The organism is Streptomyces hydrogenans (assembly GCF_014656075.1).
In the GTDB taxonomy this organism is placed as follows: Bacteria; Actinomycetota; Actinomycetes; order Streptomycetales; family Streptomycetaceae; genus Streptomyces; species Streptomyces hydrogenans.
Genome location: NZ_BNBS01000129.1, coordinates 1 through 23,553 on the forward strand (window position 1 = coordinate 1; position 23,553 = coordinate 23,553).

Sequence of the window (23,553 nt, forward strand, 5' to 3'; positions counted from 1 at the left end):
CGCCCCAGGTCCGCCCGCCGCGCCGCCCGCGCCGCGAGCGGCAGCGCCAGCACGTACAGCGCGAGCCGGGTCAGCGGCATCCCGGCCGGCCCGGTCGCCACACCGCCCCGCCCGGCGGCCCGTTCGGTCCGCAGCCGCTCCAGCCGGGTCATCCGGGGCGCGATCCGCTCCAGGAACACCGCCCGGTCCACCCCGTGCCTCGCCGCGAAGCCCTCCGCGACGGTGAACGGCAGCTCGTACAGCGCCGCCTGCTCGTACCCGGCCCGCCGGTACGCCTCCAGCGTCCGGTGCGCGTACCGCGTCCGGCGCCCCGGCGCGAAGAGGAAGTCGCCGGTCTCGGCGTCGGCGGCCGGCAGGTGCGCGTGCCGCAGGGCGGTCTTCACCCCGGCCCGGTACTTCACGGCGTCCAGCGCCGGATCCGGCCGCGCGGCCAGCCAGTCGCGGGTGATCGCGCGCGTGCGGCGGTTGTTCACCCCGGCGGCGCGCAGCGCCCGGAACAGCCGGTACACCCGCTGCGGCGCCATCCGCGCCAGCCGGGCCGCGACCAGCCGGCCCTCGCCCTCACCGGCCTCGCCCGGCGTCCGCAGCAGCTGCTCGACGACGAGCGCGGCGTTGTGGTCGTTGATGTCGAGAGCCAGGCACGCCGCGTACAGCGGCCGGTAGTTGACCCGTACGTACGCGTGGAGGAAGTCCAGCGACAGCCGCTGCTCGGCGGCGGACGAGCGGAACTCCCGCTGCCCCGTCGCGGTCACGGCCGCGTTGACGAACAGCAGCACGTCCTCGGCGGCGACCAGCTCGGACACGACGGCCCCCTTCTCGCGTGTCGGCGTGCCGGCCGGGGAGAGGAAGCGCGATCAGCGAAGACGTTGCTTTACGAGGCAGGTATCGGAAGTCGCACCGAAGTCCCGCGGCCGGCACCCGAGCACGCTAACACCGGCCCGGGGGAGGACGGCCAGGGGATATCGGGTGAGCGCGGGCGGCCCGGGCGGGCAGACTGGGGGCCATGGCGAACCCTTCCGCGCAGTCGCGCCCCCGCATCGGACTCCTCGGCACCGGCCCCTGGGCCGCCCGGACCCACGCGCCGGCCCTGGCCGCGCACGAGGGGGTGGAGTTCGCCGGGGTGTGGGGCCGGCGCCCGGAGGCGGCCGCCGAACTGGCCGCGGCCTCCGGCACCCGCGCCTACGACGACCTGGACGCGCTCCTCGCGGAGTGCGACGCCGTCGCGGTCGCGCTGCCGCCGGACGTCCAGGCGCCGATCGCCGCCCGCGCGGCCCGGGCCGGCTGCCACCTGCTGCTCGACAAGCCCCTTGCCACCACGGTCGAGGGCGCCCGCGAGGTCGTCGACGCGGCGGACGCGGCGGGCGTCGCCTCGGTCGTCTTCTGTACCCTCCGCTTCGCCCCGGAGACGGCCCGCTGGATCGAGGAGCAGCGGGCGACGGGCGGCTGGTACGTCGCCGAGGCCCGCTGGCTCGGCTCCCTCTACGGCCCCGGCTCGGACAGCCCCTACGCGGCCTCCCCGTGGCGCCGAGAGAAGGGCGGCCTGTGGGACGTGGGCCCGCACGTCCTCTCCGTCCTGCTCCCGGTCCTCGGCGAGGTGACCGCCCTGACGGCGGCGAAGGGCCCGGAGGACACCCACCACCTGGTCCTCCGCCACGCCTCGGGCGCGAGCAGCACGGTGACCCTGAGCCTGAGCGCCCCGCCGGAGGCGGCGGGCGCGGCGATCACCCTCCACGGCACGGCGGGCCGCGCCGCACTGCCCCCGTGGAACGGCGCGGTCGACGCGTACGCCCGCGCCGTCGACGCCCTCCTCGCCGCGGCGGCCACCGGCACCCCCCACCCCTGCGACGCCCGCTTCGCCCTGCGCCTCACCGAACTCCTCACCGAGGCGGAGACCCGTGCCACGGCCCCCTGACCCGGCGGCCGCCGGGGGCACGGGCGGTACCGACGCGGGAGCCCCCGTCCTGCGGATGCTGGGCCCCGCCGACCGGCGGCTCTGGGGCGAGGCCCGGCTCGCCGCCCTGACCGTCTCGCCCGAGGCGTTCAGGATGGACCTCGCGGACTGGCGGGCCGGCGGCGAGGAGCGCTGGCGGGCCCGCCTGGACGACCCGACGGCCCTCGCCCTCGTCGCCCTCCTCGGCGACCGCCCGGTGGGCCTGGCCGGCGGCCTGGTCTCCCCGGACGGCGTCCCCGAGCTGCGCTCCCTCTGGGTCGCGCCCGCGGCCCGCGGCAGGGGACTGGCGACCCGGCTGGTCACGGCCGTGGAGGAGTGGGCCGGGGAGAGGGGCGCGCCACTGATCCGCCTGGCCGTCCTCACCGGCAACACCCCGGCCAGGACCCTCTACGAACGCCTCGGCTACCGCCGCTCCGGCGCCCGCCCCGGCGAGCACCTCATGACCAGGACCCTGGGGGAGCGGGGAGCCTAGGGCCTGTCCGACCCTTCCCGTCGGGTCCGGCCCGTCCGGCACGCACGCTCGCCGCACGGCCGAAACGCCCGAGTAGCGCTGCTACGAGGCCGTCCCTGCCGCACGCCGATCGCACGCACCGGACGACCCGGCCTGATCCGACGCCCATGGCCAGACAGGCCCTAGCCCCGCCCGAGGGCGTCCCGCACGGCCTCCTCCGAGCGTCCGACGACGGCACTGCCGTCGTCGGCGGTGATGATCGGCCGCTGGATGAGCTTCGGGTGCGCGGACAGCGCCTCGATCCACCGCTCGCGGTCGGCCGGCTCCCGGCCCCACTCCTTCACCCCGAGCTCCTTGGCGACCGCCTCCCCGGTCCGGGTGATGTCCCACGGCTCCAGCCCGAGCCGCTCCAGGACGTCCCGGATCTCCGCCGCGGACGGCACGTCCTCCAGGTACTTCCGGACGGTGTAATCGGCCCCCTCCGCGTCGAGCAGGGTCAGGGCGGACCGGCACTTGGAACAGGCGGGATTGATCCAGATCTCCATCCCCCGAATCTACCCCGGAACCCCGTCCGACCAGGGCCGATTGTCAGTGCCCGGCCGTAAAATGGGAGGTGAAGGCAAGGGCCCCGGGGAGGGCCCCCGCCACCGTTCGCCAGGAGGTAGCCCATGGCAGCAGCCGTGATCCGCAGGCCGTCCATCGAACCCTTCACGCCCCTCCGGAAGAAGGCCCTCCCGGCCGGGCGGCCGCGCGAGTGGTACGTCACCCACAACCGCCGCCTCAAGGCGATGCGCCTCGCCATCGCCCTCCTCGACTCCGGCGTCTACATCCCGTCGAAGGCGACGAACGCCACCATCCGCGCCACCGCGGAGCGCATAGGCATCCACCCGCCCTCCGACGTCACCTGCCGTCTGGTGCGCACCTTCATCCGTCACAACCTCTGACGCGGACACACGGCGAAGGCCGCCGCCCCGGGGGTTCCGGGACGGCGGCCTTCTGCGTGGGCGTGTGTGCGCCGCGCGGTTTAGAGGTCGTAGTAGAGCTCGAACTCGTGCGGGTGCGGGCGCAGCTGGATCGGGGCGATCTCGTGCGTGCGCTTGTAGTCGATCCAGGTCTCGATCAGGTCGGAGGTGAAGACACCGCCGGCCTGGAGGTACTCGTTGTCCTCCTCCAGGGCCTTGAGGACGGCCTCCAGGTTGGTCGGGACCTGCGGGACGCTCGCGTGCTCCTCGGGAGCCAGCTCGTAGAGGTCCTTGTCGATCGGCTCCATGGGCTCGATCTTGTTCTTGACGCCGTCGAGGCCCGCGAGGAGCAGCGCCGAGAAGGCGAGGTACGGGTTCGAGGACGGGTCCGGCGCGCGGAACTCGACGCGCTTGGCCTTCGGGTTCGAGCCCGTGATCGGGATGCGCATGGCGGCGGAGCGGTTGCGCTGCGAGTAGACCAGGTTGACCGGCGCCTCGAAGCCCGGGACCAGGCGGTGGTAGGAGTTCACCGTCGGGTTGGTGAAGGCGAGCAGCGACGGGGCGTGCTTGAGGATGCCGCCGATGTAGTAGCGGGCGGTGTCCGACAGGCCCGCGTAACCGGCCTCGTCGTAGAACAGCGGGTCGCCGTTGGACCACAGCGACTGGTGGACGTGCATGCCCGAGCCGTTGTCGCCGAAGATCGGCTTCGGCATGAAGGTCGCGGACTTGCCGTTCCGCCAGGCGACGTTCTTGATGATGTACTTGAACAGCATCAGGTCGTCGGCCGAGGCGAGCAGGGTGTTGAACTTGTAGTTGATCTCGGCCTGACCGGCGGTGCCGACCTCGTGGTGCTGGCGCTCGACCTGGAGGCCGACCCGCTCCAGCTCCAGGGACATCTCGGCGCGCAGGTCGGCGAAGTGGTCGACCGGCGGGGCCGGGAAGTAGCCGCCCTTGTAGCGGACCTTGTAGCCGCGGTTGTTCTCCTCCGCACCGGTGTTCCAGGCGCCGGCCTCGGAGTCGATGTGGTAGAAGCCCTGGTTCGCGGAGGTCTCGAAGCGGACCGAGTCGAACACGTAGAACTCGGCCTCGGGGCCGAAGTACGCGGTGTCGGCGATGCCGGTGGAGGCGAGGTACGCCTCCGCCTTCTTCGCGATGTTCCGCGGGTCACGGCTGTAGGCCTCGCCCGTGATCGGGTCGTGGATGAAGAAGTTGATGTTGAGCGTCTTGTCGCGGCGGAACGGGTCCAGGCGGGCCGTGGAGAGGTCCGCGCGCAGCGACATGTCGGACTCGTGGATGGCCTGGAAGCCGCGGATCGACGAGCCGTCGAAGGCCAGCTCCTCGGACGGGTCGAAGGCCGTCGCAGGGATCGAGAAGTGCTGCATCACGCCGGGAAGGTCGCAGAAGCGGACGTCGACCATCTTGACGTCCTCGTCCTTGATGAACTTCGCGACCTCGTCGGCGTTCTGGAACCCGTGCTTGGACATCCAACTCCTCCTACTCCCGGCCCGGGGAGGGGCGGGGTTGCAGCTCGGTGATGCGGCCAGTGCGGTGGCGCACGCTCGTACCCGACCCTAGGCAGTCGGGATTTCTCAAGCATGACCCATTTGTTTCGTGGAAGTTAACCGGGACGGTTGTGGACGGCTCGTGTCGCGCCCCATTCGCACCCGGACCGAAGTGATCGAAAACGGGCGCAGTACCGTGGTCGGGTGGACAACAGGCAAGCACTCGGATCGTGGCTCTCCGGCCCCCGTGCCGCAGCGGAGCAAGCAGGTGTGGACTTCGGCTACCGGGGGCAGCAGCTGGGCCTCCCCGAGGAGGGGCCCGGCTCCATCGCCCGGCCCGGGGCGCGGCTGGGCGCGCTCGCCGTGGACTGGGGCCTGTGCATGCTGATCGCATACGGTCTCCTCACCGACGGCTACAACCAGGCGACCGGCAACTGGGCCCTGCTCATCCTGTTCGTCCTGATCGCCCTGACCGTCGGCACCGTCGGCGCCACCCCGGGGAAGCTCCTCTTCCGCCTGCGGGTCGTCTCCGTCGCGGGCGGCCGCCTCTCGCCGCCCCGCGCCGTGCTCCGCGCCGCCCTCACCTGCCTGGCGATCCCCGCGCTCATCTGGGACCGCGACGGCCGCGGCCTCCACGACCGCCTCTCCGGCGCCGTCCAGATCCGGGTCTGAGCCCCGGCCCGCACGCCGAAATGGCGGTGCCCCGGACCGCACAGGTCCGGGGCACCGCCATTTCCGTCCGTGGCGCGCGTCAGCGCGTCTTTCCGCCGCGCGGCATCTTCATGCCCTTGGGCATCGGGCCCTTCGGGAGGGGCATATTGGACATAAGGTCACCCATCGCCCGCAGTCGGTCGTTGGCCGCCGTCACCTGGGGGCCACTGAGCAGCCGGGGCAGCTTCAGCATCTTGGTGCGGACCTTCTTGAGCGGGACCTGGCCCTGCTCCTCGTCGTTGCCGACGACGATGTCCGTCACGGGCACGTCGACCAGGATGCGGGCCATCTTCTTCTTCTCGGCCACGAGGAGCGGCTTCAGCCGGTTCGGGTTGCCCTCGCCGACCAGCACGATGCCCTGGCGGCCGACCGCCCGGTGCACCACGTCCTGGCTGCGGTTCATCGCGACCGCGGGGGTCACCGTCCAGCCGCGCCCGATGTTCTGCAGCACCGCCGCGGCCGCGCCCGGCTGTCCCTCCATCTGCCCGAAGGCGGCCCGCTCGGCACGCCGTCCGAAGACGATCGCCATCGCCAGGAGCGCCAGGACGAAGCCCAGGATGCCCAGGTAGACCGGGTGTCCGATCAGGAAGCCGATACCGAGGAGGACACCGAGTACGACGATGCCCACGCCGGCCACGACGAGCCCGACCTTGGGGTCGGCCTTCCGGGTCATCTTGTACGTGAGGGCGATCTGCTTCAGTCGCCCGGGGTTCGCGGCGTCAGCGCCGCCCGTGTTTGCCTTCCTCGCCATGCCTTGAAGTCTACGTGGCCCGGGACGTCCGGCCAGACGCGGCCTCCAGGACGTGCTGGGCCTCGATGCGGTCCTTGGCGCGGCGGCGGTCCTCCAGGACGGAGGTCCAGGCGTTGCGGCGGGCGGTGCGCTGCCCGGAGCCCAGGAGCAGGGCCTCGACGGCCCTGAGGGCGCCGGTGACGGACGGAAGGGCACTGACGCGGACATGCGTCGAGGCGGCCGGCATGAGGGGTCCTCTCTCGCGTGCGGATGAGACGAGGTGGGGGAGCGAGCTGGTGGTGGCGGTGCGTGGAACCATGCTCACAGAACGGTGTTACCAGGGCATGACCCGACGGTCAAACACTGATGAAACGCTGATGCCGGACCCCCGTACGGCGGAGCGGCCCGTACGGCCCCGCTGAACTGCGGGGCCGTACGGGCCGCTCTTCCGGCACGCCTCGCTACCGGTGACCGCCTGTGCGGCGACTCACACGACCGGCAGACCGGCCGCGGCGGCGCCGCGCTTCTCCGAGCCCCTGGTCGCGCTCCGCCTCGCCACCGCTCCGGCCGCGTGCCCGTCCTCGTTCCTCGGACGGACCCGCAACCTACGCTCCGGCTCGGCTGCGCTGCTCCATCGCCTGCTGGTACAGGCGCCCCGCGCGGTAGGAGGAGCGGACCAGCGGGCCCGACATCACGCCGGAGAAGCCGATCTCGTCGGCCTCCTCCTTCAGCTCCACGAACTCCTGCGGCTTCACCCAGCGCTCCACCGGGTGGTGCCGGAGCGAGGGGCGGAGGTACTGGGTGATCGTGATGAGCTCGCAACCCGCGTCGTGCAGCTGCTGGAGCGCCTCGCTGATCTCCTCGCGGGTCTCGCCCATGCCGAGGATCAGGTTGGACTTCGTGACCAGACCGTAGTCACGGGCCCGGGTGATGACGTCCAGCGAGCGCTCGTAGCGGAAGCCGGGGCGGATCCGCTTGAAGATCCGCGGCACCGTCTCCACGTTGTGCGCGAAGACCTCGGGGCGGGAGTCGAAGACCTCCGCCAGAAGCTCCGGCACCGCGTTGAAGTCGGGGGCCAGCAGCTCGACCTTGGTGCGGCCGGCGGCGCGCTCGGCGGTCTGCTGGTGGATCTGGCGCACGGTCTCGGCGTACAGCCAGGCGCCGCCGTCCTCCAGGTCGTCGCGGGCGACGCCGGTGATGGTGGCGTAGTTCAGGTCCATCGTGACGACGGACTCGCCCACGCGGCGCGGCTCGTCCCGGTCCAGCGCCTCCGGCTTGCCGGTGTCGATCTGGCAGAAGTCGCAGCGCCGGGTGCACTGGTCACCGCCGATGAGGAAGGTGGCCTCGCGGTCCTCCCAGCACTCGAAGATGTTGGGACAGCCCGCCTCCTGGCAGACCGTGTGCAGGCCCTCGCTCTTCACGAGGCTCTGCATCTTGGTGTACTCGGGCCCCATCTTCGCGCGGGTCTTGATCCACTCGGGCTTGCGCTCGATGGGGGTCTGGGCGTTCCGGACCTCCAGGCGCAGCATCTTGCGTCCGTCGGGTGCGACTGCGGACACATCGGCTCCTGTAGCTTCGATTCTTCGGCGCACACCAGGGTACGCCCGTTGCTTCCATGCCTTGCTACGTCTGGCCAACCCGTGGCCAGAGCCAGGCATTCCTCAGGCCGTGGCCTCTGCCGTCTCGCGCGCGATCTCCCGCGGCTTCGGCTCCGCGTTCTCCAGCACGTCCCGCAGGTGCCGCTCCACCACCGGGAGGACCTCCTCGATGGTGACGTCGCGGCCCAGCTCGTTGGCGAGCGAGGCCACGCCGGCGTCGCGGATGCCGCACGGGATGATCCGGTCGAACCAGGCGTTGTCCGGGTTCACGTTGAAGGAGAAGCCGTGCATCGTGACGCCCTTGGCGACCCGGATGCCGATGGCGGCCAGCTTCCGGTCCTCGCGGCGCTGGCCGGCGTTGGAGGGGGCGTACTCGGGTCCGTGCAGCCGCGGGTCGAACTCCTCGTCCGTCAGCCGCGGGTCGAAGTCCAGCGAGAGCCCGCCGAGGGACGGCCGGCGCTCGACCGGGTCGCCGAGGACCCAGACACCGCTGCGGCCCTCGACCCGGGTGGTCGCCACGCCGAACTCGGCGGCGGTGCGGATCAGGGCCTCCTCCAGGCGGCGCACGTGCGCGACGACGTCCACCGGGCGGGGCAGCTTGAGGATCGGGTAGCCGACCAGCTGGCCGGGGCCGTGCCAGGTGATCTTGCCGCCGCGGTCGACGTCGATGACCGGGGTCCCGTCGAGCGGCCGCTCGTTCTCCGCCGTGCGCCGGCCCGCGGTGTAGACCGGCGGGTGCTCCAGGAGCAGGCAGGTGTCGATGGTCTCGTCGGCGAACCGCGCGGCGTGCACCTCGCGCTGCTTGTCCCAGGCCGCCTGGTACTCGACGGCGTCCTCGCCGAAGCCCAGGCGGACGAATTGCAGCTCACTCACGGCCATGCCTCCTCCTGGGTGCCCGCGGCCGGGTTCCGGGGATCGTCCCGGGGCGGGAGCCGGCCCGGCACCCTGCGTCTTACGCGCCCCTGCCACTGTACGGCGGCGGCGCGCGGTTCCTTCGGGCAGGTGGAGGGCCCGGAAGGGGCCGGCCGGGGTCAGCTCGGCGCGACAACGAGGGTTCCGGTTCCTCACACGATCGGATGAATGTGGGGCGAAGGCGACGGTACGGGCCGGGATCACCGCTACATTCACGCCGTTCCATGAGGGTCGAAACGGGCTGCCACCTGCGCCCGGAAGGCAGGAGACCGCACAGCCGATGACGGAACGACCACCGCAGCGCGTCCCGAACCGCCAGCTCGCCGCGCTCATCGCCGAGGCCGGGTTCTCCAACGCCGGACTCGCCAGGAGGGTGGACCAGCTGGGCCTGGAGCACGGGCTGGACCTGCGGTACGACAAGACCTCCGTGACCCGGTGGCTGCGCGGGCAGCAGCCGCGCGGCACCACCCCGGCCCTCATCGCCGAGGTCTTCACCCGCCGCCTCGGCCGCCGGCTCACCGCCCAGGACCTCGGGCTCGACGCCTGCGCGCCGGTCTACGCGGGCCTGGAGTTCGCCGCCACCCCCGAGGAGGCCGTCGACATCGTCAGCGGCCTCTGGCGCAAGGACTCCGGCAGCCACGCCGAACTCCGCAAGATCGCCTTCACCCCGGCCGGCCTGGTCGTCCCCAGCCGCGACTGGCTCATCGGCCGCGCCGACGACCGGGTCGCCCGCGGCGAGCAGCCGCCCGTGCCGGTGGTCCGCCCGGCCGTCACCGGCGGACCGGTCCGCCCGATCGGCCAGGACCCCCGGGTGCCCCCGCAGGGCCGCTTCTCCGTCCCCCGCCAGCGCGGTACGGAGCGGGGCCCCGGCCAGCGCGTCACCGGCGGCGACATCGCCGCCCTCCGCTCCGTCGGCGACCTCTTCCGCACCCTCGACCACGCCTACGGCGGAGGCCACGCCCGCCAGGCCCTGGTCCGCTACCTGGAGCACGAGGCCGAGCCCATGCTCCGCGGCACCTACGGCGAGTCCACCGGCCGGCGCCTCTTCGCCGCCGCCGCCGACCTCACCCGGCTCGCCGGCTGGACCTCGTACGACATCGCCGCCCACGGCCTCGCCCAGCGCTACTTCGTCCAGGCGCTGCGCCTCGCCCAGGCCGCGGGCGACCGGGCCTACGGCTCGTACGTGCTCCTCACCATGAGCTGCCAGGCCGTCTACCTCGGCCACGGACGGGAGGCCGTGCAGCTGGCCCGGGTCGCCCAGCAGGGCGTCGGCACCGGCGCCCCGCCCGTCGTCCAGGGCATGCTGCACGCCGTCGAGGCCCGCGGCCACGCCGTCCTGGCCGAGGCCCGCGCGTGCAGCGCCGCCCTCGTCCGGGCCGAGCGGGCCCTGGAGGCCGCCCGGCCCGGCGACGAGGTGCCCTACTGGGCGCGCTCCTTCGACGAGGCCCAGCTCGCCGACGAGCTCGGCCACTGCCACCGCGACCTCCAGCAGTACCGTCCCGCCGCCCAGCACGCCGAGCGGGCCCTCCAGCTCCGCGCCCCCGGCTACGCCCGCAGCCGCCTCTTCTGCCGGGTCGTCCTCGCCACCGCCCGGCTCGCCCTCGGCGAGCTGGACCAGGCGTGCGCGCTCGGCGCCGAGGCCGCCCAGCAGGCCGCCGAGATGCGGTCGGCCCGCGCGATCGAGTACGTCCGCGACTTCGAGCGCCGCCTGGAGCCCTACCGCGACGCCCCGCCCGTCCGCACCTACCGTGACCGGGTGGCCGCCCTCGGCTGACCCGCCCCGGGGCCGTCAGGCCGCCGCCTCCTCCTCCGCCTCCTCCGGCGCGGCGGGGCGCAGGCCCAGATCGGCCAGGACGGCGCGGGCGGCCCGCTCGCCGGAGGCCAGCGTGGAGCGCAGGGTGCCCGCCGCCCGGTGGTCGCCGCACACGTACAGGCCCGCGAGCAGCCGCACCGAGCGGCACGGGTCGTGCGCCGGGGGCGTGGCCAGGACCGCGTCCCGGGTGTGGTGCAGGGCCAGCAGCTCCCATTCGTCGGTGGAGGTGCCGTACAGCGCCGCCAGGTGCTTGCGGACCCGCCGTTCCGTGTCGTCCGGGGGCGTCCCGAGGACCGTCGAGGTGATCAGCGGCCGGCCGTCCGGCGCCCGCGTCGGGTCCACCGCGCTCATCACCGCCGTGTGCGCCACCGGCCCGCCCGGGTCCGACTCCAGGAGCAGCGCCGGGTCCGCCGTGGGCGCGGCCGGCGCCGTGTGGTGCAGCACCGTCACCGGGTGGTAGGCCGGGACCCGCAGGCCCGGCAGGAGTTCCGCCGCCGAGCGCGCCCCGGTCGCCAGGAGCACCGCCCGGCAGCCGACGGTCCCGTGCTCCGCCGTGACCACCCGCGCCGCCGACACCCGGGTGACCCGGACGCCGGTCCGCAGCGTGCCCGGCGGCCGCGCCGCCGCCAGCCGCTCCGGCAGCGCCCCCGAGCCGCCCTCCGGCACCGACACCCGGCCCCGCGCGAAGGCCCGCAGCGCCAGGTCCGCCCGCCGGCTCGACACCGCCAGGTCGGGGTCGGCCAGCAGCGCGGCGAGGAGCGGGCGCAGCACCGTCTGCACGGTCCTGGCGGGCAGTCGGCCCGACAGCGCCTCGCGCGCGGTCCGCTCCGGCCGGGCGAGCAGCCGCTGCGTCGGGGTCGCCGCCAGCCGCACCAGCGAGGCGCCGAGCCGCGCCTGGTCCAGCGAGGCCGCCGGATGCCGGGGGGCGCTCGCGAGGGCGCGCGCCACGGTGAACGCGCCCCTGCGGGCCCTCGGGTGCGGGGCGCCCCAGCGCGCGTACCGTCCGTCGGAGTGGATCAGCACCCCGGGCGCGAACGGGCGCGGCACCACCCCGTCCAGGCCCGGCAGGGCCCGCAGCTCCTCCGCGGAGAGGGTGAGCAGCCTCCCCACCCGGTCGAGCCGGAAGCCGTCCGTCACGGCGGTGGCGTGCCGCCCGCCGGGGTGCGGCTCGGCCTCCAGGACGGCGACCGAGAGCCCCGCCCCGGTCAGCCGCCGGGCCGCCGTGAGCCCCGCGAGTCCCGCGCCCACGACGACGACGTCGACCTCCCCGAGGTCGTCGCCGCCCCCGGCGGCCCGCCGGGGCCGCGGGACGGCCGTGCCCTGTGCGGCCTCCGGCACGGAGGTGCCCTCCGGGACGTCGTCCGCGTGCTGTGCCTGCTGTGCGCTGCGTGCGGTACTGAGCACGTGCCCTCCCCAGGTCTGCGCCGCCTGTTGGTGGCCTATGCCCCCAACAAGCCCCCGGAATGCCCGAGTTCGCGATCCGTGTCGACTGGTGGGCACCGAGGGTAGGCAGCGCTCCCACGACAGCGGGCCCGCGCGCGGCGGGCTTGCCGGAGCACGGGGGAGCGCAGGGAGCGCGCGGGCCCCGCTCAGTGGGGTGCGGCGGCCCGGATCGCCTCGTCGATGGTGGGGAAGGCGAAGGTGAAGCCGGAGGCGAGCAGCCGCTCCGGGACCACCCGCTGGCTGCCGAGGACGTCCGCCGCGAAGTCGCCGAGGACCAGCCGCAGCGCGGGCGCCGGGACCGGGAAGGGCGTCGGGCGGCGCAGCACCCGGCCCATCGCCGCGGTCACCTCGCGGTTGGTGACCGGCTCGGGGGCGGTGAGGTTCACCGGGCCGGACAGCGAGGGGGTGTCGATCAGATGGCGCAGCGCGGCGACCTCGTCGTGCAGCGCGATGAAGGACCAGTACTGGTGCCCGTCGCCCATCCGGCCGCCCAGCCCGGCCCGGAAGACGGGGAAGAGCCGTCCCCACGCGCCGCCCTGACGGGCCACCACCAGACCGGTGCGGGCGTACGTCACCCGGATCCCGGCCTCCTCGGCGGGCGCCGCGGCGGCCTCCCACTCCACGCACACCGAGGGCAGGAAGCCGGTGCCGGCCGGGGCGCTCTCGTCCACCGCGCCGCTGCCGGTGTCGCCGTACCAGCCGAGGGCGGTGCCGCAGACCAGCGCCTCCGGCGGCTCGGCGAGCCCGGCGAGGGTCCGGGCGATCGCGGTGGTGCCCAGCACCCGGCTGTCCCGGATCTCCTTCTTGTACGCCTCGGTCCACCGGCGCTCGCCGACGCCCGCGCCCGCCAGGTGCACGACCGCGTCGACGCCCGTGAGCCCGGCGCCGTCCACGTACAGCCGCTTCGGGTCCCACTCGACCTCGTCGGCGGTCCGGGCGGGCCGGCGGACGAGCCGGAGCACGTCGTGCCCGTCGGCGCGCAGGGAGCGGACGAGGGCGGCCCCGATGAGGCCGGAGGCCCCGGTGACGGCGACGCGCTTGCGGTGGGCGGAAGGCTGCATGCCCCCATCCTGCCCGCTCCCGCCCGCGCCGTGCGTCCGGTGCGACCCCGCCGGTCGCCGCGGGTCCGCCCCGCGGCGGCGGAGGCGTGGCAGAGTGGCCGTCATGACCGTGCCGGAGACCTTCGTGATCCGAGGCGCCCGGGCGGGCGACGCCGAGCCGCTGGGGCGGCTGGACCGGGCGGCCTGGTCGCCGCTCCACGCGGTGCTGCCCGAGCCCTCGGAGCCGTACCCGCCGTTCTTCGACGAGCGCCACCGGCCCGCCGACCACCTGGTCGCCGAGCGGGCCGGGCTCCTCCTCGGGTACGTGAGGGTGGGGCGGCCGACGCCGCTCGACTGCAACGCCCACGTCCGGCAGGTCCAGGGCCTCGCCGTCGCCGACGAGGCCCGGGGCCAGGGGGTGGGCCGCGCCCTGCTGCGGGCCGCCCTGGCGAAGGCCCGCGCCGACGGGGCCACCCGGATCACCCTGCGGGTCCTCGGGCACAACGTCCCCGCCCGCGCGCTCTACGAGGCGGAGGGCTTCGTGGTCGAGGGCGTGCTCCCGGGCGAGTTCGTCCTGGGCGGCCGGCCCGTCGACGACGTCCTGATGGGCCGCCCGCTCAGTTAGCGGCGCTCCACAGCGCCACCCCGCCCATCAGCTCGCGCAGGCAGCGCAGGGCGAGCGCGGCGGGGGAGCCGGGGCCCTCGGCGGGGGCGTCGGACTCGGCCCAGCTCTCCAGGGCGATCCGGATCGCGTCGGTGGCCGCGGCGGCGGCCAGGCGCACCTCCAGCGGGTCGGCCCCCGGGCCCGCGAGACCGGCCAGGACCTCGCGCAGCCGCTCCTCCGACTCCTGGTTGACCCGGTACCAGACGGCCCGCAGCGCCGGGTCCTCGGCGGAGGCGCGCAGCAGCCCCCGGGTCCAGCGCAGCCCCTCCTCCTCGGCCTCGTCCACCGGCGTGAGGGAGGCGGCGATCGAGCCCTCCAGTGCGACCGGCAGCGGCACGCCGGGACCGGTGGCGGCGAGCGACTCCCGCCAGCGGTCGGCGCCGCCCGCGAGGAGCGGGGCGACGGCGTCCTGCTTGGAGCGGAAGTAGCGGTAGAAGGTCCGCAGCGCGACCCCGGCCCGTAGGGCGATGGACTCCGCGGTGGTGCCGTCGGGCCCGTGCTCGGTGAACAGCTCGGCCGCCGCGCGGGCGATGTCCAGCTGGGTGGCGGCCTTGCGGCGCTGGGTCAGGGAGGGCGTCGCGGTCGTCGGCTCGGGTGCGTTGCTCACCGTACGAGGGTACGCCCACCACCCTCCGGAGTGCACGAAATGCAGGTGTGGCAAAACGTGCCATCCAGGCGTACGGTTGCCATCAAGCAAGGAAGCTTGACATCGAGAGGTCGCCGCCATGAACCAGCTCACCCGTTACGAAGGACGCCGCGCACTCGTCACCGGCGGCGGCTCCGGCATCGGCCAGGCCACCGTCCTGCGCATGCTCGCCGAGGGCGGCCGCGTCGTCGCCGCCGACATCAGCGAGGACGGCCTGAAGGACACCGTCGCCAAGGCCGGCGGCGCCGCCGACCGCCTCACCACCGTCGTCGTGAACGTCGCCGACGAGGAGTCCGTACGCACCGGCGTCGCCGCCGCCGTCACCGCCCTCGGCGGCCTGGACGTGCTGGTCAACGCGGCCGGCGTGCTCCGCTCCTCGCACACCCACGAGACCAGCCTCGACTCCTTCGAGCAGGTGCTCCGGATCAACCTGACCGGCACCTTCCTCATGATCCGCGAGGCGATCCCGGCGCTCCTGGAGGGCGACGGCTCCGCCGTCGTCAACTTCTCCTCCACCTCCGCGCTCTTCGCCCACCCCTACATGGCGGCCTACGCGGCCAGCAAGGGCGGCATCCAGTCCATGACCCACGCGCTGGCCGCCGAGTACGCCAAGCAGGGCATCCGCTTCACCGCCGTCCAGCCCGGCTCCATCTCCTCCGGCATGACCGACGGCTCCGGCGCCAGCAAGCAGTCCACGGGCCCCGGCCTGCCCGCCGACGCCGACATGTCGCTCTTCATGAAGCTCGCCCCCGCCCTCGGCCAGGGCTTCGCCGGCCCCGAGACCGTCGCCGGCGTCGTCGCCATGCTCGCCAGCGAGGACGGCCGCTTCATCACCGGCACCGAGGTCCGCATCGACGGCGGGACCCACTTCTGATGTCCGCCGCCCCCTCCGGCGCCCCGTCCGCCGCCGAGGTCTTCGCCGGGCGCGTCGCCGTCGTCACCGGAGCCTCCTCCGGCATCGGCGCCGGCCTCGCCCGGCAGGCCGCGAAGCTCGGCATGAAGGTGGTCCTCGCCGACATCGCCGCCGACCGGCTCGCCGCCTTCGCCGAGGAGCTCCGGGCCACCGGCGCCGAGGTCGAGTCCGTCGTCACCGACGTCGCCGACCCCGGCTCCGTCGAGGCCCTCGCCGACACCGCGTACACCCGCTTCGGCACCGTCGACCTCCTGGTCAACAACGCCGGGATCATGGCCATGGGCTACTCCTGGGAGATCCCCGCCGAACGCTGGGACGCCATGCTCCGGGTCAACATCGGCGGCTACGTCAACGGCATCCGCGCCTTCGTCCCCCGCATGCTGGAACGCGGCGAGCGGGCCTGGGTCGTCAACGTCTCCTCCATCGGCGGCCTGCTGCCGAGCCCGCTCATGGCCCCGTACAGCGTCACCAAGTTCGGCACCCTCGCCCTCAGCGAGTCGCTGCACTACGAGATGCTGATGAAGGGCGCCCCGATCCAGGTGTCCGTCGTGACGCCCGGCTCGGTCAAGAGCGAGATCTTCAAGGCCGCCCGCCCCGGCGAGACCGCGCCCCCGGAGATCGCCGCCTTCAACGAGCGGCTCCAGACGCTCGCCGACGAGCACGGACTCACCCCCGAGGAGCACGCCGAGCGCGTCCTCGACATGGTCGCCGAAGGGAAGTACTGGGCGATCCCGCAGCCCGAACAGCTCTTCCCGGCGCTCCAGCCGCGCACGGACATGATCCTGGCGCGGGAGAACCCCCGCCTCCCCACGGCCTGACTCCCGGCCCCGTACCGCCGAAGCCCCCGTACCGCCGAAGCCCCCGTACCGCCGAAGGCCCCGGAACCCCCGCCGGGGCCTTCGGCCTACCCCGCCCCGAAGCGCTCCCACAGCCGGGGCAGCCGGGTCGCCAGGGCCGACGCGTCCGCCAGGTCCAGCGGCGCGCCCTCCGGCTCCCCGTCCGGCATCACGATGCCCAGCTCCGGGGTCTCCGTCCCGGTCAGCGTCTCGTAGGCCTCGTCCGCCGCGAAACCGATCTCCTCGCCGTCCCCGTCCAGCTCGGGATCGAACTCCTCCAGGAGCTCCGCGAGTCCGTCCGGATCGGCGACACCGCCCTCGTACACCTCCCGGCCCTGCCCGATCAGCCAGCAGCGGAAGGCGTCGAAGCCCTCCTCGCCCGTGCCGGCCCCGTCGAGCAGCACCGCCGCCGCGCCCCACACGTCCCAGTGGTAGGCGCGGTTGAACCGGGCCTCGAAGTGGCGCGCGTAGTCGAGCACCGTGTCCGGATCCAGCCGGGTCAGCCGCTCCACGAGCAGATCCGCCTGCTCCTCGGGGTCGCCCTCGGCGTCCGCGCGGGCGGCGTCGATGATCTCCCAGAACTCGGTCTCGTCCATCACGGGACCAGCATCCTGTGTCCGGGGCGGCGACGCACCCGGAAATCCGGAATCAATCCAGACAGAAGATGACGGTCTTTCCTGCGAGCCTGAGCCCCATGACGACCGACAAGACCCTCTCACCCCCGCCGCTGCGCGGACGGATCTGCCTCGTCGCCGGGGCGACCCGGGGCGCCGGCCGGGCCATCGCCGTCCAGCTCGGCGCCGCCGGAGCCACCGTCTACGTCACCGGCCGCACCACCCGCGCGCAGGTCAGCGAGGTCGGCCGCACCACCGAGACCATCGAGGAGACCGCCGAACTGGTGACCGCCGCCGGCGGCGAGGGCGTCGCCGTCCCCACCGACCACCTCGACCCCGAGCGGGTCCGCGCCCTCGTCGACCGGATCGACCGCGAGCACGGCCGACTCGACGTCCTCGTCAACGACGTCTGGGGCGGCGAACACCTCATCGGCGCCTCCTTCGGGAAGAAGACCTGGGAGATCCCCCTCGACGACGGCCTGCGGATGCTCGAACTCGGCGTCCGCACCCACCTCGTCACCTCGCACACCGCCCTGCCGCTGCTCACCCGCCACCCCGGCGGCCTCGTCGTCGAGGTCACCGACGGCACCACCGAGTACAACGCCACCCGCTACCGCGAGAACCTCTTCTACGACCTCGCCAAGAACGCCCCCGTCCGGATGGCCTTCGGACTCGCGAAGGAGCTCGCCGACAGCGGCGGCACCGCCGTCTCCGTCAGCCCCGGCTGGCTCCGCTCCGAGCAGATGCTGGAAGCCTTCGGCGTCACCGAGGCCACCTGGCGCGACGCCCTGGAGAAGACCCCCGACTTCGGCGTCTCCGAGTCGCCCGTCTACGTCGGCCGGGCCGTCGCCGCCCTCGCCGCCGACCCCGACCGGAACCGCTGGACCGGCCGGTCGCTCTCCAGCGGACAGCTGGCCGGGGAGTACGGCTTCACCGACGCCGACGGCTCCCGTCCCGACGCCTGGGGCTTCCTCGTCGCCAGGGAGACCGACGACCAGGCGTCCCCGGACTCCTACCGGTAGAGCTCCGCCAGGCCCCGGGCCGCCTCCGCGAACCGCGCGCGGAGCGTCTCCGGGGCCAGCACCTCCACCTCGGCCCCCAGCGCCAGCAGCTGGGAGAAGGCCACCTCCTCGCCCTCCACCCGCAGCACCGCCCGCACCCGGCCGTCCTCCGCCGGCCCGGCCGCCGCCAGCGCCTCCCGCGCCGCCGCCCGGTCCGTCACGTACGGCAGCCGGGCCGCCCCCGCCTCCGTCAGCCGCAGCTCCACCGAGGCCCGCAGCAGCGAGCGCGCGAACTCGGCCGCCCGCTCCGCCCAGAAGGCGTCCAGCGCGAACCCCGGATCGCGCGCGAAGCGCTCCCCGCCCACCGCCACGGCCGTGAACCGGTCCACCCGGTAGGTGCGGTACGCGCTCCCGGTGTGGGCGCACACGTACCAGACCCCCGCCTTCAGCACGAGTCCGTACGGCGCGAGCTCCCGCTCCACCTCCTCGCCGTCCCGCCGGCGGTAGCGCGCGGAGATCCACCGGTCGTCCCAGACCGCCTCCGCGACCGCGGGCAGCAGCTCCGGCGTCTCCGGCTCCTGGTACCAGCCCGGCGCGTCCAGGTGGAAGCGGCGGGCCGCCGCGTGCGGGGCGTCCGCCAGCGAGGGCAGCAGCGCCGCCGAGACCTTCAGCCGGGCGGCCGAGGCCGCGTCCTGGAGCCCCATGTCCCGCAGCGCGCCCGGCAGCCCGGAGAGGAACAGCGCCTCCGCCTCGTCCCGGGCCAGCCCGGTCAGCCGGGTGCGGTACCCGCCGACCAGCCGGTACCCGCCGGTCCGTCCCCGGTCCGCATACACGGGAACCCCCGCCTCCGAGAGGGCGAGGGCATCACGCGTCACGGTCCGCTCCGACACCTCCAGCTCGGCGGCGAGTTCGGCCGCCGTCATGGACGGGCGGTTCTGGAGGAGCAGGACCATCTTGATCAGCCGGGCGGCGCGCATGATCCCATCATGCGCGCCGCCACCGACAGCCGGACCGGCCGGCCCCGGGCCTTACAGGCCGTAGCGCTCGCGCGCCTCCTTCACGGCCGTGGCCGGGACCTCGCCGCGGCGGGCCAGCCGCGCCAGGGAGGCGGCCACGATCGACTGCGCGTCGACACCGAAGTGGCGGCGGGCCGCGGCGCGGGTGTCCGAGAGGCCGAAGCCGTCGGCGCCCAGCGACGAGTAGTCCTGCTCGACCCACTGCGCGATCTGGTCCGGGACCTGGCGCATGTAGTCGGAGACCGCCAGGACCGGCGACTCGACGCCCGCGAGGGCCTGGCGGACGTACGGCACCCGCTCCTCGCCGCGCAGGAGGGCGGCGTCCGCCTCCAGCGCGTCGCGGCGCAGCTCGGTCCAGGAGGTGGCGGACCACACGTCGGCGGCCACGCCCCACTCGTCGGCGAGCAGCTTCTGCGCCTCCAGGGCCCAGTGGATCGCGGTGCCCGAGCCGAGCAGCTGGATCCGCGGCGCGTTGACGGGCAGGGTCAGCCCGGCCGACTCGGCGGTGTTGAAGCGGTACAGGCCCTTGACGATGCCCTCGTCGACGCCCGCGTGGCCCGGCTTGGCCGGCTGCGGCATCGGCTCGTTGTAGACCGTCAGGTAGTAGAAGACGTCCTGGTCCTCGTCCGGGGCGGCCTCGCCGTACATCCGGCGCAGACCCTCCTTGACGATGGCCGCGACCTCGTAGGCGAACGCCGGGTCGTAGGTCAGGGCGGCCGGGTTGGTGGCCGCGATGACGGGGGAGTGGCCGTCGGCGTGCTGGAGGCCCTCACCGGTCAGGGTGGTGCGGCCGGCGGTGGCGCCGACGAGGAAGCCGCGGCCGAGCTGGTCGCCGAGCTGCCACATCTGGTCGGCGGTCCGCTGCCAGCCGAACATCGAGTAGAAGATGTAGAACGGGATCATCGTCTCGCCGTGCGTGGAGTACGCGGTCGACGCGGCGATGAAGTCGGCCATCGAGCCGGCCTCGGTGATGCCCTCGTTCAGGATCTGGCCGTTGACGGCCTCCTTGTAGTACATCAGCTGGTCGCGGTCGACCGGCTCGTACGTCTGGCCCTTCGGCGAGTAGATGCCGAGCGAGGGGAAGAGCGACTCCATGCCGAAGGTGCGGGCCTCGTCCGGGACGATCGGGACCCAGCGCTTGCCGGTCTCCTTGTCGCGGACCAGGTCCTTCACGAGACGCACGAAGGCCATCGTGGTGGCGATGGACTGCGAGCCGGAGCCCTTGTCGAAGGAGGCGAACGCCTTCTCGGACGGGGCCGGGAGCGGGGCGACCGGGTGGACGCGGCGGGCCGGGGCGGGACCGCCGAGCGCCGCGCGGCGCTCCTTGAGGTAGCGGACCTCGGCGGAGTCGGCGCCCGGGTGGCCGTAGGGGACCACGCCGTCGACGAACTGGGCGTCGGAGATCGGCAGCTCAAGAAGGTCACGCATGTTCTTGAACTCGTCGGTCGTCAGCTTCTTCATCTGGTGGTTCGCGTTCTTCGACGCGAAGCCCTCACCGAGGGTGAAGCCCTTGACGGTCTGCGCCAGGATCACGGTCGGGGCGCCCTTGAACTCCAGGGCGGCCTTGTACGCGGCGTACACCTTGCGCGGCTCGTGGCCACCGCGCGAGAGGTGGAAGCACTCCAGGATCTTGTCGTCCGAGAGCAGCTGGGCCATCGCGACCAGCGCCGGGTCCTTGCCGAAGAAGTCCTGGCGGATGTAGGCGGCGTCGCGGGTCTGGTACGTCTGGACCTGTGCGTCCGGCACCTCGCGGAGGCGGCGGACCAGGGCGCCGGTGGTGTCGAGCGCGAAGAGCTCGTCCCAGGCGTTGCCCCAGAGGGACTTCACGACGTTCCAGCCGGCGCCGCGGAACTGGGCCTCCAGCTCCTGCACGATCTTGAAGTTGGCGCGGACCGGGCCGTCGAGGCGCTGCAGGTTGCAGTTGATGACGAAGGTCAGGTTGTCCAGACCCTCGCGGGCCGCCAGCGCGAGGGCGGCGGTCGACTCGGGCTCGTCCATCTCGCCGTCGCCGAGGAAGGCCCACACGTGCGAGGCGGAGACGTCCTTGATGGCGCGGTTGGTCAGGTAGCGGTTGAAGCGCGCCTGGTAGATCGCGGAGAGCGGGCCCAGACCCATGGAGACGGTGGGGAACTCCCACAGCCAGGGGAGGCGGCGCGGGTGCGGGTAGGAGGGCAGGCCGTTGCCGCCCGACTCCTGCCGGAAGTTGTCGAGGTGCGACTCGTCCAGGCGGCCGTCGAGGAAGGCGCGGGCGTAGATGCCGGGGGAGGCGTGGCCCTGGATGTAGAGCTGGTCGCCGGAGCCGTCCCCCTCCTTGCCCTTGAAGAAGTGGTTGAAGCCGGTCTCGTAGAGCCAGGCGGCGGAGGCGAAGGTGGCGATGTGGCCGCCGACGCCGTGCTTGGAGCCGCGGGTGACCATCGCGGCCGCGTTCCAGCGGTTCCACGCGGTGATCTTGCGCTCCATCTCCTCGTCGCCGTCGATGACGGGCTCGGAGGAGGTGGGGATGGTGTTGAGGTAGTCCGTCTCCAGCAGCTTGGGCAGGGCCAGGCCCGCGCCCTCGGCGTGCTGGAGCGTGCGGCGCATCAGGTAGGCGGCCCGGTGGGGGCCGGCGGCCTTGGTGACGGCGTCCAGGGAGGCCGCCCACTCGGCGGTCTCCTCGGTGTCACGGTCCGGGAGCTGGTCGAGCTCGCTCGGAATCTTGCCTACGGGATCGGTCATGATCGCCGCCTTCCGGACAGATGGGGGTGGAGATAAAAACGGGGGCCTTGTCTGGCAGGACAGGGCGAAGGGCCGGGTAGCGGCCCGCCGAAGACTCTAAACCGCCGATCGATGATCGATCAAAGGGTTGAAGCCGGAAACCTCTTCAGATCGAGAAAGTCGGCACAGGGTGCCGCGAAAAGGGGCACCCGGTGCCGACTTTTCGAACGGTCCGAAAACGGCGGAAGCCCCGCCGAAGCGGGGCTCTGACCTGCGAAAACGTTCAGGCGCGGGGTGCGCAGCCGAGGACGTGGGCCTTCACCATGGCCCCGATGTTCGGATCGCCCCGGCGGAAGGCCTCCACGAGCTCCTGGTGCTCCTCCGCGTACGACTTCTGCACCGTGCCCAGCCAGCGGATCGACAGGGCGGTGAAGACCTCGATGCCCAGCCCCTCCCAGGTGTGCAGCAGCACGCTGTTGCCGGCGGCCTTCACCAGCTCGCGGTGGAAGGCCACCGTGTGCCGGACCTGCGCCGTGCCGTCCGAGGTCGCGTCCGCCTCGTACAGCGCCGCCACGTGCGGCTCCAGGGTCGAGCAGTCGGCCGAGAGGCGGGGCGCGGCCAGCTCGGCCGCGATCTGCTCCAGGCCGGCCCGGACCGGATAGCTCTCCTCCAGGTCCGCGGCCGTGAGATTGCGCACCCGGACGCCCTTGTTCGGCGCCGACTCGATCAGCCGGAGCGACTCCAGCTCGCGCAGCGCCTCGCGGACGGGGGTCTGGGAGACCTCCAGCTCGGTCGCGATCCGGCGCTCCACGATCCGCTCGCCCGGCTTCCAGCGGCCGCTGACGATCCCCTCCACGATGTGCTCGCGGATCTGCTCGCGCAGCGAGTGGACGACGGGGACGGTCATGGAACGGCTCCTCCGGGAGTTTCGTGACCCTTAGACAATACGGCGGTGCCCCCGCCCGGACACACATCCGGACGGGGACACCGCTGGTGAGGCTCGTTACGTTGCCTCCGGGGCGCGAAGCCCCATCGAGCCCTACAGGCCGAGGTCCACCTCGAACTCGCCGGCCTCCAGGATCGCCTTGACGGCCGTCAGGTAGCGGGCGGCGTCGGCGCCGTCCACCAGACGGTGGTCGTAGGAGAGCGACAGGTAGGTCATGTCACGGATGCCGATGACGGTGCCCTCGGCGGTCTCGATGACGGCCGGACGCTTCACCGTGGCGCCGATGCCCAGGATGGCGACCTGGTTCGGCGGGACGATGACGGTGTCGAACAGCGCACCGCGCGAACCGGTGTTGGAGATGGTGAAGGTCGCGCCGGCGAGGTCGTCCGGCGTGATCTTCGAGGCGCGCACGGCGGCCGCCAGCTCCGCGGTCTTCTTGGAGATGCCGGCGATGTTGAGGTCGCCCGCACCCTTGATGACCGGGGTCATCAGACCCTTCTCGGAGTCCACCGCGATACCGATGTTCTCGGTGTCGAAGTAGGTGATCGTGCCCTCGTCCTCGTTGATCCGGGCGTTGATGACCGGGTGGGCCTTCAGCGCCTGGGCCGCCGCCTTCACGAAGAACGGCATCGGGGAGAGCTTGACGCCCTCACGGGCGGCGAAGGCGTCCTTCGCACGGCCGCGCAGCTTCATCAGCTTGGTGATGTCGACCTCGACGACCGAGGTCAGCTGGGCCTGCGTGTGCAGCGCCTTCATCATGTTGTCGCCGATGACCTTGCGCATGCGGGTCATCTTGACGGTCTGGCCGCGGAGCGGGGAGACCTCCAGGGCCGGGGCCTTCGACGCGGCGGCCGGAGCGGCGGCGACGGGGGCCGGGGCGGCCTTCTTGGCCTCGGCGGCCGCGAGGACGTCCTGCTTGCGGATGCGACCGCCGACGCCGGAGCCCTTGACGGCCGCCAGGTCGACACCGTTCTCGGTGGCGAGCTTGCGGACCAGCGGGGTCACGTAGGCGCCGTCCTCCGCCGGGGCGGGGGCGGCGACCGGGGCGGCGGGGACCGGGGTGACGACCGCCGGGGCGATCGACGGCGCGGCCGGGGCCTGCGCCGGGGC

Annotated in this window: 23 protein-coding genes and 1 pseudogene; 9 read left to right on the forward strand and 15 right to left on the reverse strand. The window is 73.6% G+C overall.

Going from position 1 to position 23,553, the window contains the following annotated elements:
- Positions 1-803 (reverse strand): annotated as a pseudogene (locus IE321_RS34360) (hypothetical protein); the annotation flags it as partial.
- Between the two features lie 200 nt (positions 804-1,003).
- On the opposite strand from IE321_RS34360, the gene IE321_RS34365 reads away from it, so the two are divergent.
- On the forward strand, positions 1,004-1,912 hold the full coding sequence (locus IE321_RS34365) for a Gfo/Idh/MocA family protein (protein ID WP_190225775.1): 909 nt from the start codon (positions 1,004-1,006) through the stop codon (positions 1,910-1,912).
- The gene (locus IE321_RS34370) at positions 1,896-2,423 is read left to right on the forward strand and encodes a GNAT family N-acetyltransferase (protein WP_190225776.1); all 528 of its coding nucleotides are present in this window, start codon (positions 1,896-1,898) and stop codon (positions 2,421-2,423) included. The genes IE321_RS34365 and IE321_RS34370 overlap by 17 nt, the downstream gene beginning before the upstream one ends.
- Before the next feature lie 161 nt (positions 2,424-2,584).
- On the opposite strand, the gene IE321_RS34375 is transcribed toward IE321_RS34370, so the two are convergent.
- Positions 2,585-2,947 carry an arsenate reductase family protein gene (locus tag IE321_RS34375; protein ID WP_190225777.1) on the reverse strand — a complete coding sequence of 121 codons (363 nt, stop codon included), beginning with the start codon at positions 2,945-2,947 and terminating at the stop codon, positions 2,585-2,587.
- Between the two features lie 123 nt (positions 2,948-3,070).
- Here IE321_RS34375 and IE321_RS34380 point away from each other — a divergent pair, with 123 nt between their 5' ends.
- Positions 3,071-3,346, forward strand: a complete 276-nt coding sequence (locus IE321_RS34380) for a hypothetical protein (RefSeq protein ID WP_190225778.1) — start codon at positions 3,071-3,073, stop codon at positions 3,344-3,346.
- Positions 3,347-3,426: 80 nt separating this feature from the next.
- Here the strand turns inward: IE321_RS34380 and glnA are convergent, their stop codons facing one another.
- Positions 3,427-4,848, reverse strand: coding sequence for a type I glutamate--ammonia ligase (gene glnA, locus IE321_RS34385; protein ID WP_043222859.1), 1,422 nt, complete (start codon positions 4,846-4,848; stop codon positions 3,427-3,429).
- A gap of 222 nt (positions 4,849-5,070) precedes the next feature.
- Here glnA and IE321_RS34390 point away from each other — a divergent pair, with 222 nt between their 5' ends.
- The gene (locus IE321_RS34390) at positions 5,071-5,538 is read left to right on the forward strand and encodes an RDD family protein (protein ID WP_190225779.1); all 468 of its coding nucleotides are present in this window, start codon (positions 5,071-5,073) and stop codon (positions 5,536-5,538) included.
- Positions 5,539-5,617: 79 nt separating this feature from the next.
- Here the strand turns inward: IE321_RS34390 and IE321_RS34395 are convergent, their stop codons facing one another.
- The 4 genes from IE321_RS34395 to lipB form a co-directional block, all read right to left on the reverse strand.
- Positions 5,618-6,328, reverse strand: coding sequence for a DUF4191 domain-containing protein (locus IE321_RS34395; RefSeq protein WP_043222863.1), 711 nt, complete (start codon positions 6,326-6,328; stop codon positions 5,618-5,620).
- Between the two features lie 10 nt (positions 6,329-6,338).
- Positions 6,339-6,554, reverse strand: coding sequence for an SCO2195 family GlnR-regulated protein (locus tag IE321_RS34400; RefSeq protein ID WP_043222866.1), 216 nt, complete (start codon positions 6,552-6,554; stop codon positions 6,339-6,341).
- A gap of 358 nt (positions 6,555-6,912) precedes the next feature.
- Positions 6,913-7,866, reverse strand: a complete 954-nt coding sequence (lipA, locus tag IE321_RS34405) for a lipoyl synthase (RefSeq protein WP_190225780.1) — start codon at positions 7,864-7,866, stop codon at positions 6,913-6,915.
- 102 nt (positions 7,867-7,968) lie between these two features.
- On the reverse strand, positions 7,969-8,778 hold the full coding sequence (lipB, locus tag IE321_RS34410) for a lipoyl(octanoyl) transferase LipB (RefSeq protein WP_190225781.1): 810 nt from the start codon (positions 8,776-8,778) through the stop codon (positions 7,969-7,971).
- A gap of 319 nt (positions 8,779-9,097) precedes the next feature.
- On the opposite strand from lipB, the gene IE321_RS34415 reads away from it, so the two are divergent.
- On the forward strand, positions 9,098-10,591 hold the full coding sequence (locus IE321_RS34415; protein WP_190225782.1) for an NsdA family TPR-like regulatory protein: 1,494 nt from the start codon (positions 9,098-9,100) through the stop codon (positions 10,589-10,591).
- Positions 10,592-10,606: 15 nt separating this feature from the next.
- Here the strand turns inward: IE321_RS34415 and IE321_RS34420 are convergent, their stop codons facing one another.
- Together IE321_RS34420 and IE321_RS34425 are read right to left on the reverse strand one after the other, a co-directional pair.
- Entirely contained in the window at positions 10,607-12,034 is a 1,428-nt protein-coding gene (locus IE321_RS34420) for an NAD(P)/FAD-dependent oxidoreductase (protein ID WP_268257444.1), read from the reverse strand.
- A gap of 185 nt (positions 12,035-12,219) precedes the next feature.
- Positions 12,220-13,134 (reverse strand): TIGR01777 family oxidoreductase, encoded by a 915-nt coding sequence (locus tag IE321_RS34425; protein WP_190225783.1) that lies wholly within the window; start codon positions 13,132-13,134, stop codon positions 12,220-12,222.
- 103 nt (positions 13,135-13,237) lie between these two features.
- Here IE321_RS34425 and IE321_RS34430 point away from each other — a divergent pair, with 103 nt between their 5' ends.
- A complete protein-coding gene (locus IE321_RS34430; protein ID WP_190225784.1) occupies positions 13,238-13,738 on the forward strand; it encodes a GNAT family N-acetyltransferase in 501 nt (166 codons plus the stop codon).
- Here the strand turns inward: IE321_RS34430 and IE321_RS34435 are convergent.
- Entirely contained in the window at positions 13,731-14,384 is a 654-nt protein-coding gene (locus IE321_RS34435; protein WP_226651678.1) for a TetR/AcrR family transcriptional regulator, read from the reverse strand. The genes IE321_RS34430 and IE321_RS34435 overlap by 8 nt on opposite strands.
- A gap of 118 nt (positions 14,385-14,502) precedes the next feature.
- On the opposite strand from IE321_RS34435, the gene IE321_RS34440 reads away from it, so the two are divergent.
- Together IE321_RS34440 and IE321_RS34445 are read left to right on the forward strand one after the other, a co-directional pair.
- Positions 14,503-15,297, forward strand: coding sequence for an SDR family NAD(P)-dependent oxidoreductase (locus IE321_RS34440; RefSeq protein ID WP_190225786.1), 795 nt, complete (start codon positions 14,503-14,505; stop codon positions 15,295-15,297).
- Positions 15,297-16,154, forward strand: coding sequence for an SDR family NAD(P)-dependent oxidoreductase (locus IE321_RS34445; protein WP_190225787.1), 858 nt, complete (start codon positions 15,297-15,299; stop codon positions 16,152-16,154). Before IE321_RS34440 ends, IE321_RS34445 begins: the two co-directional genes overlap by 1 nt.
- 86 nt (positions 16,155-16,240) lie before the next feature.
- Here the strand turns inward: IE321_RS34445 and IE321_RS34450 are convergent, their stop codons facing one another.
- Positions 16,241-16,768 (reverse strand): DUF4240 domain-containing protein, encoded by a 528-nt coding sequence (locus IE321_RS34450; RefSeq protein ID WP_107063186.1) that lies wholly within the window; start codon positions 16,766-16,768, stop codon positions 16,241-16,243.
- A 98-nt stretch (positions 16,769-16,866) separates the two neighbouring features.
- Here IE321_RS34450 and IE321_RS34455 point away from each other — a divergent pair, with 98 nt between their 5' ends.
- Positions 16,867-17,808, forward strand: coding sequence for an SDR family oxidoreductase (locus IE321_RS34455; protein WP_190225788.1), 942 nt, complete (start codon positions 16,867-16,869; stop codon positions 17,806-17,808).
- Here the strand turns inward: IE321_RS34455 and IE321_RS34460 are convergent.
- The 4 genes from IE321_RS34460 to sucB all read right to left on the reverse strand — a co-directional run.
- Positions 17,799-18,764 (reverse strand): helix-turn-helix transcriptional regulator, encoded by a 966-nt coding sequence (locus tag IE321_RS34460; protein ID WP_043222888.1) that lies wholly within the window; start codon positions 18,762-18,764, stop codon positions 17,799-17,801. The genes IE321_RS34455 and IE321_RS34460 overlap by 10 nt on opposite strands.
- Before the next feature lie 51 nt (positions 18,765-18,815).
- Positions 18,816-21,518 carry a pyruvate dehydrogenase (acetyl-transferring), homodimeric type gene (aceE, locus tag IE321_RS34465; RefSeq protein ID WP_043222890.1) on the reverse strand — a complete coding sequence of 901 codons (2,703 nt, stop codon included), beginning with the start codon at positions 21,516-21,518 and terminating at the stop codon, positions 18,816-18,818.
- A gap of 262 nt (positions 21,519-21,780) precedes the next feature.
- Complete coding sequence (locus tag IE321_RS34470) at positions 21,781-22,404, reverse strand: GntR family transcriptional regulator (protein ID WP_043222892.1); 624 nt, start codon at positions 22,402-22,404, stop codon at positions 21,781-21,783.
- A 132-nt stretch (positions 22,405-22,536) separates the two neighbouring features.
- The coding region (gene sucB / locus IE321_RS34475; protein ID WP_190225789.1) for a 2-oxoglutarate dehydrogenase, E2 component, dihydrolipoamide succinyltransferase at positions 22,537-23,553 on the reverse strand (1,017 nt) is incomplete at its 5' end.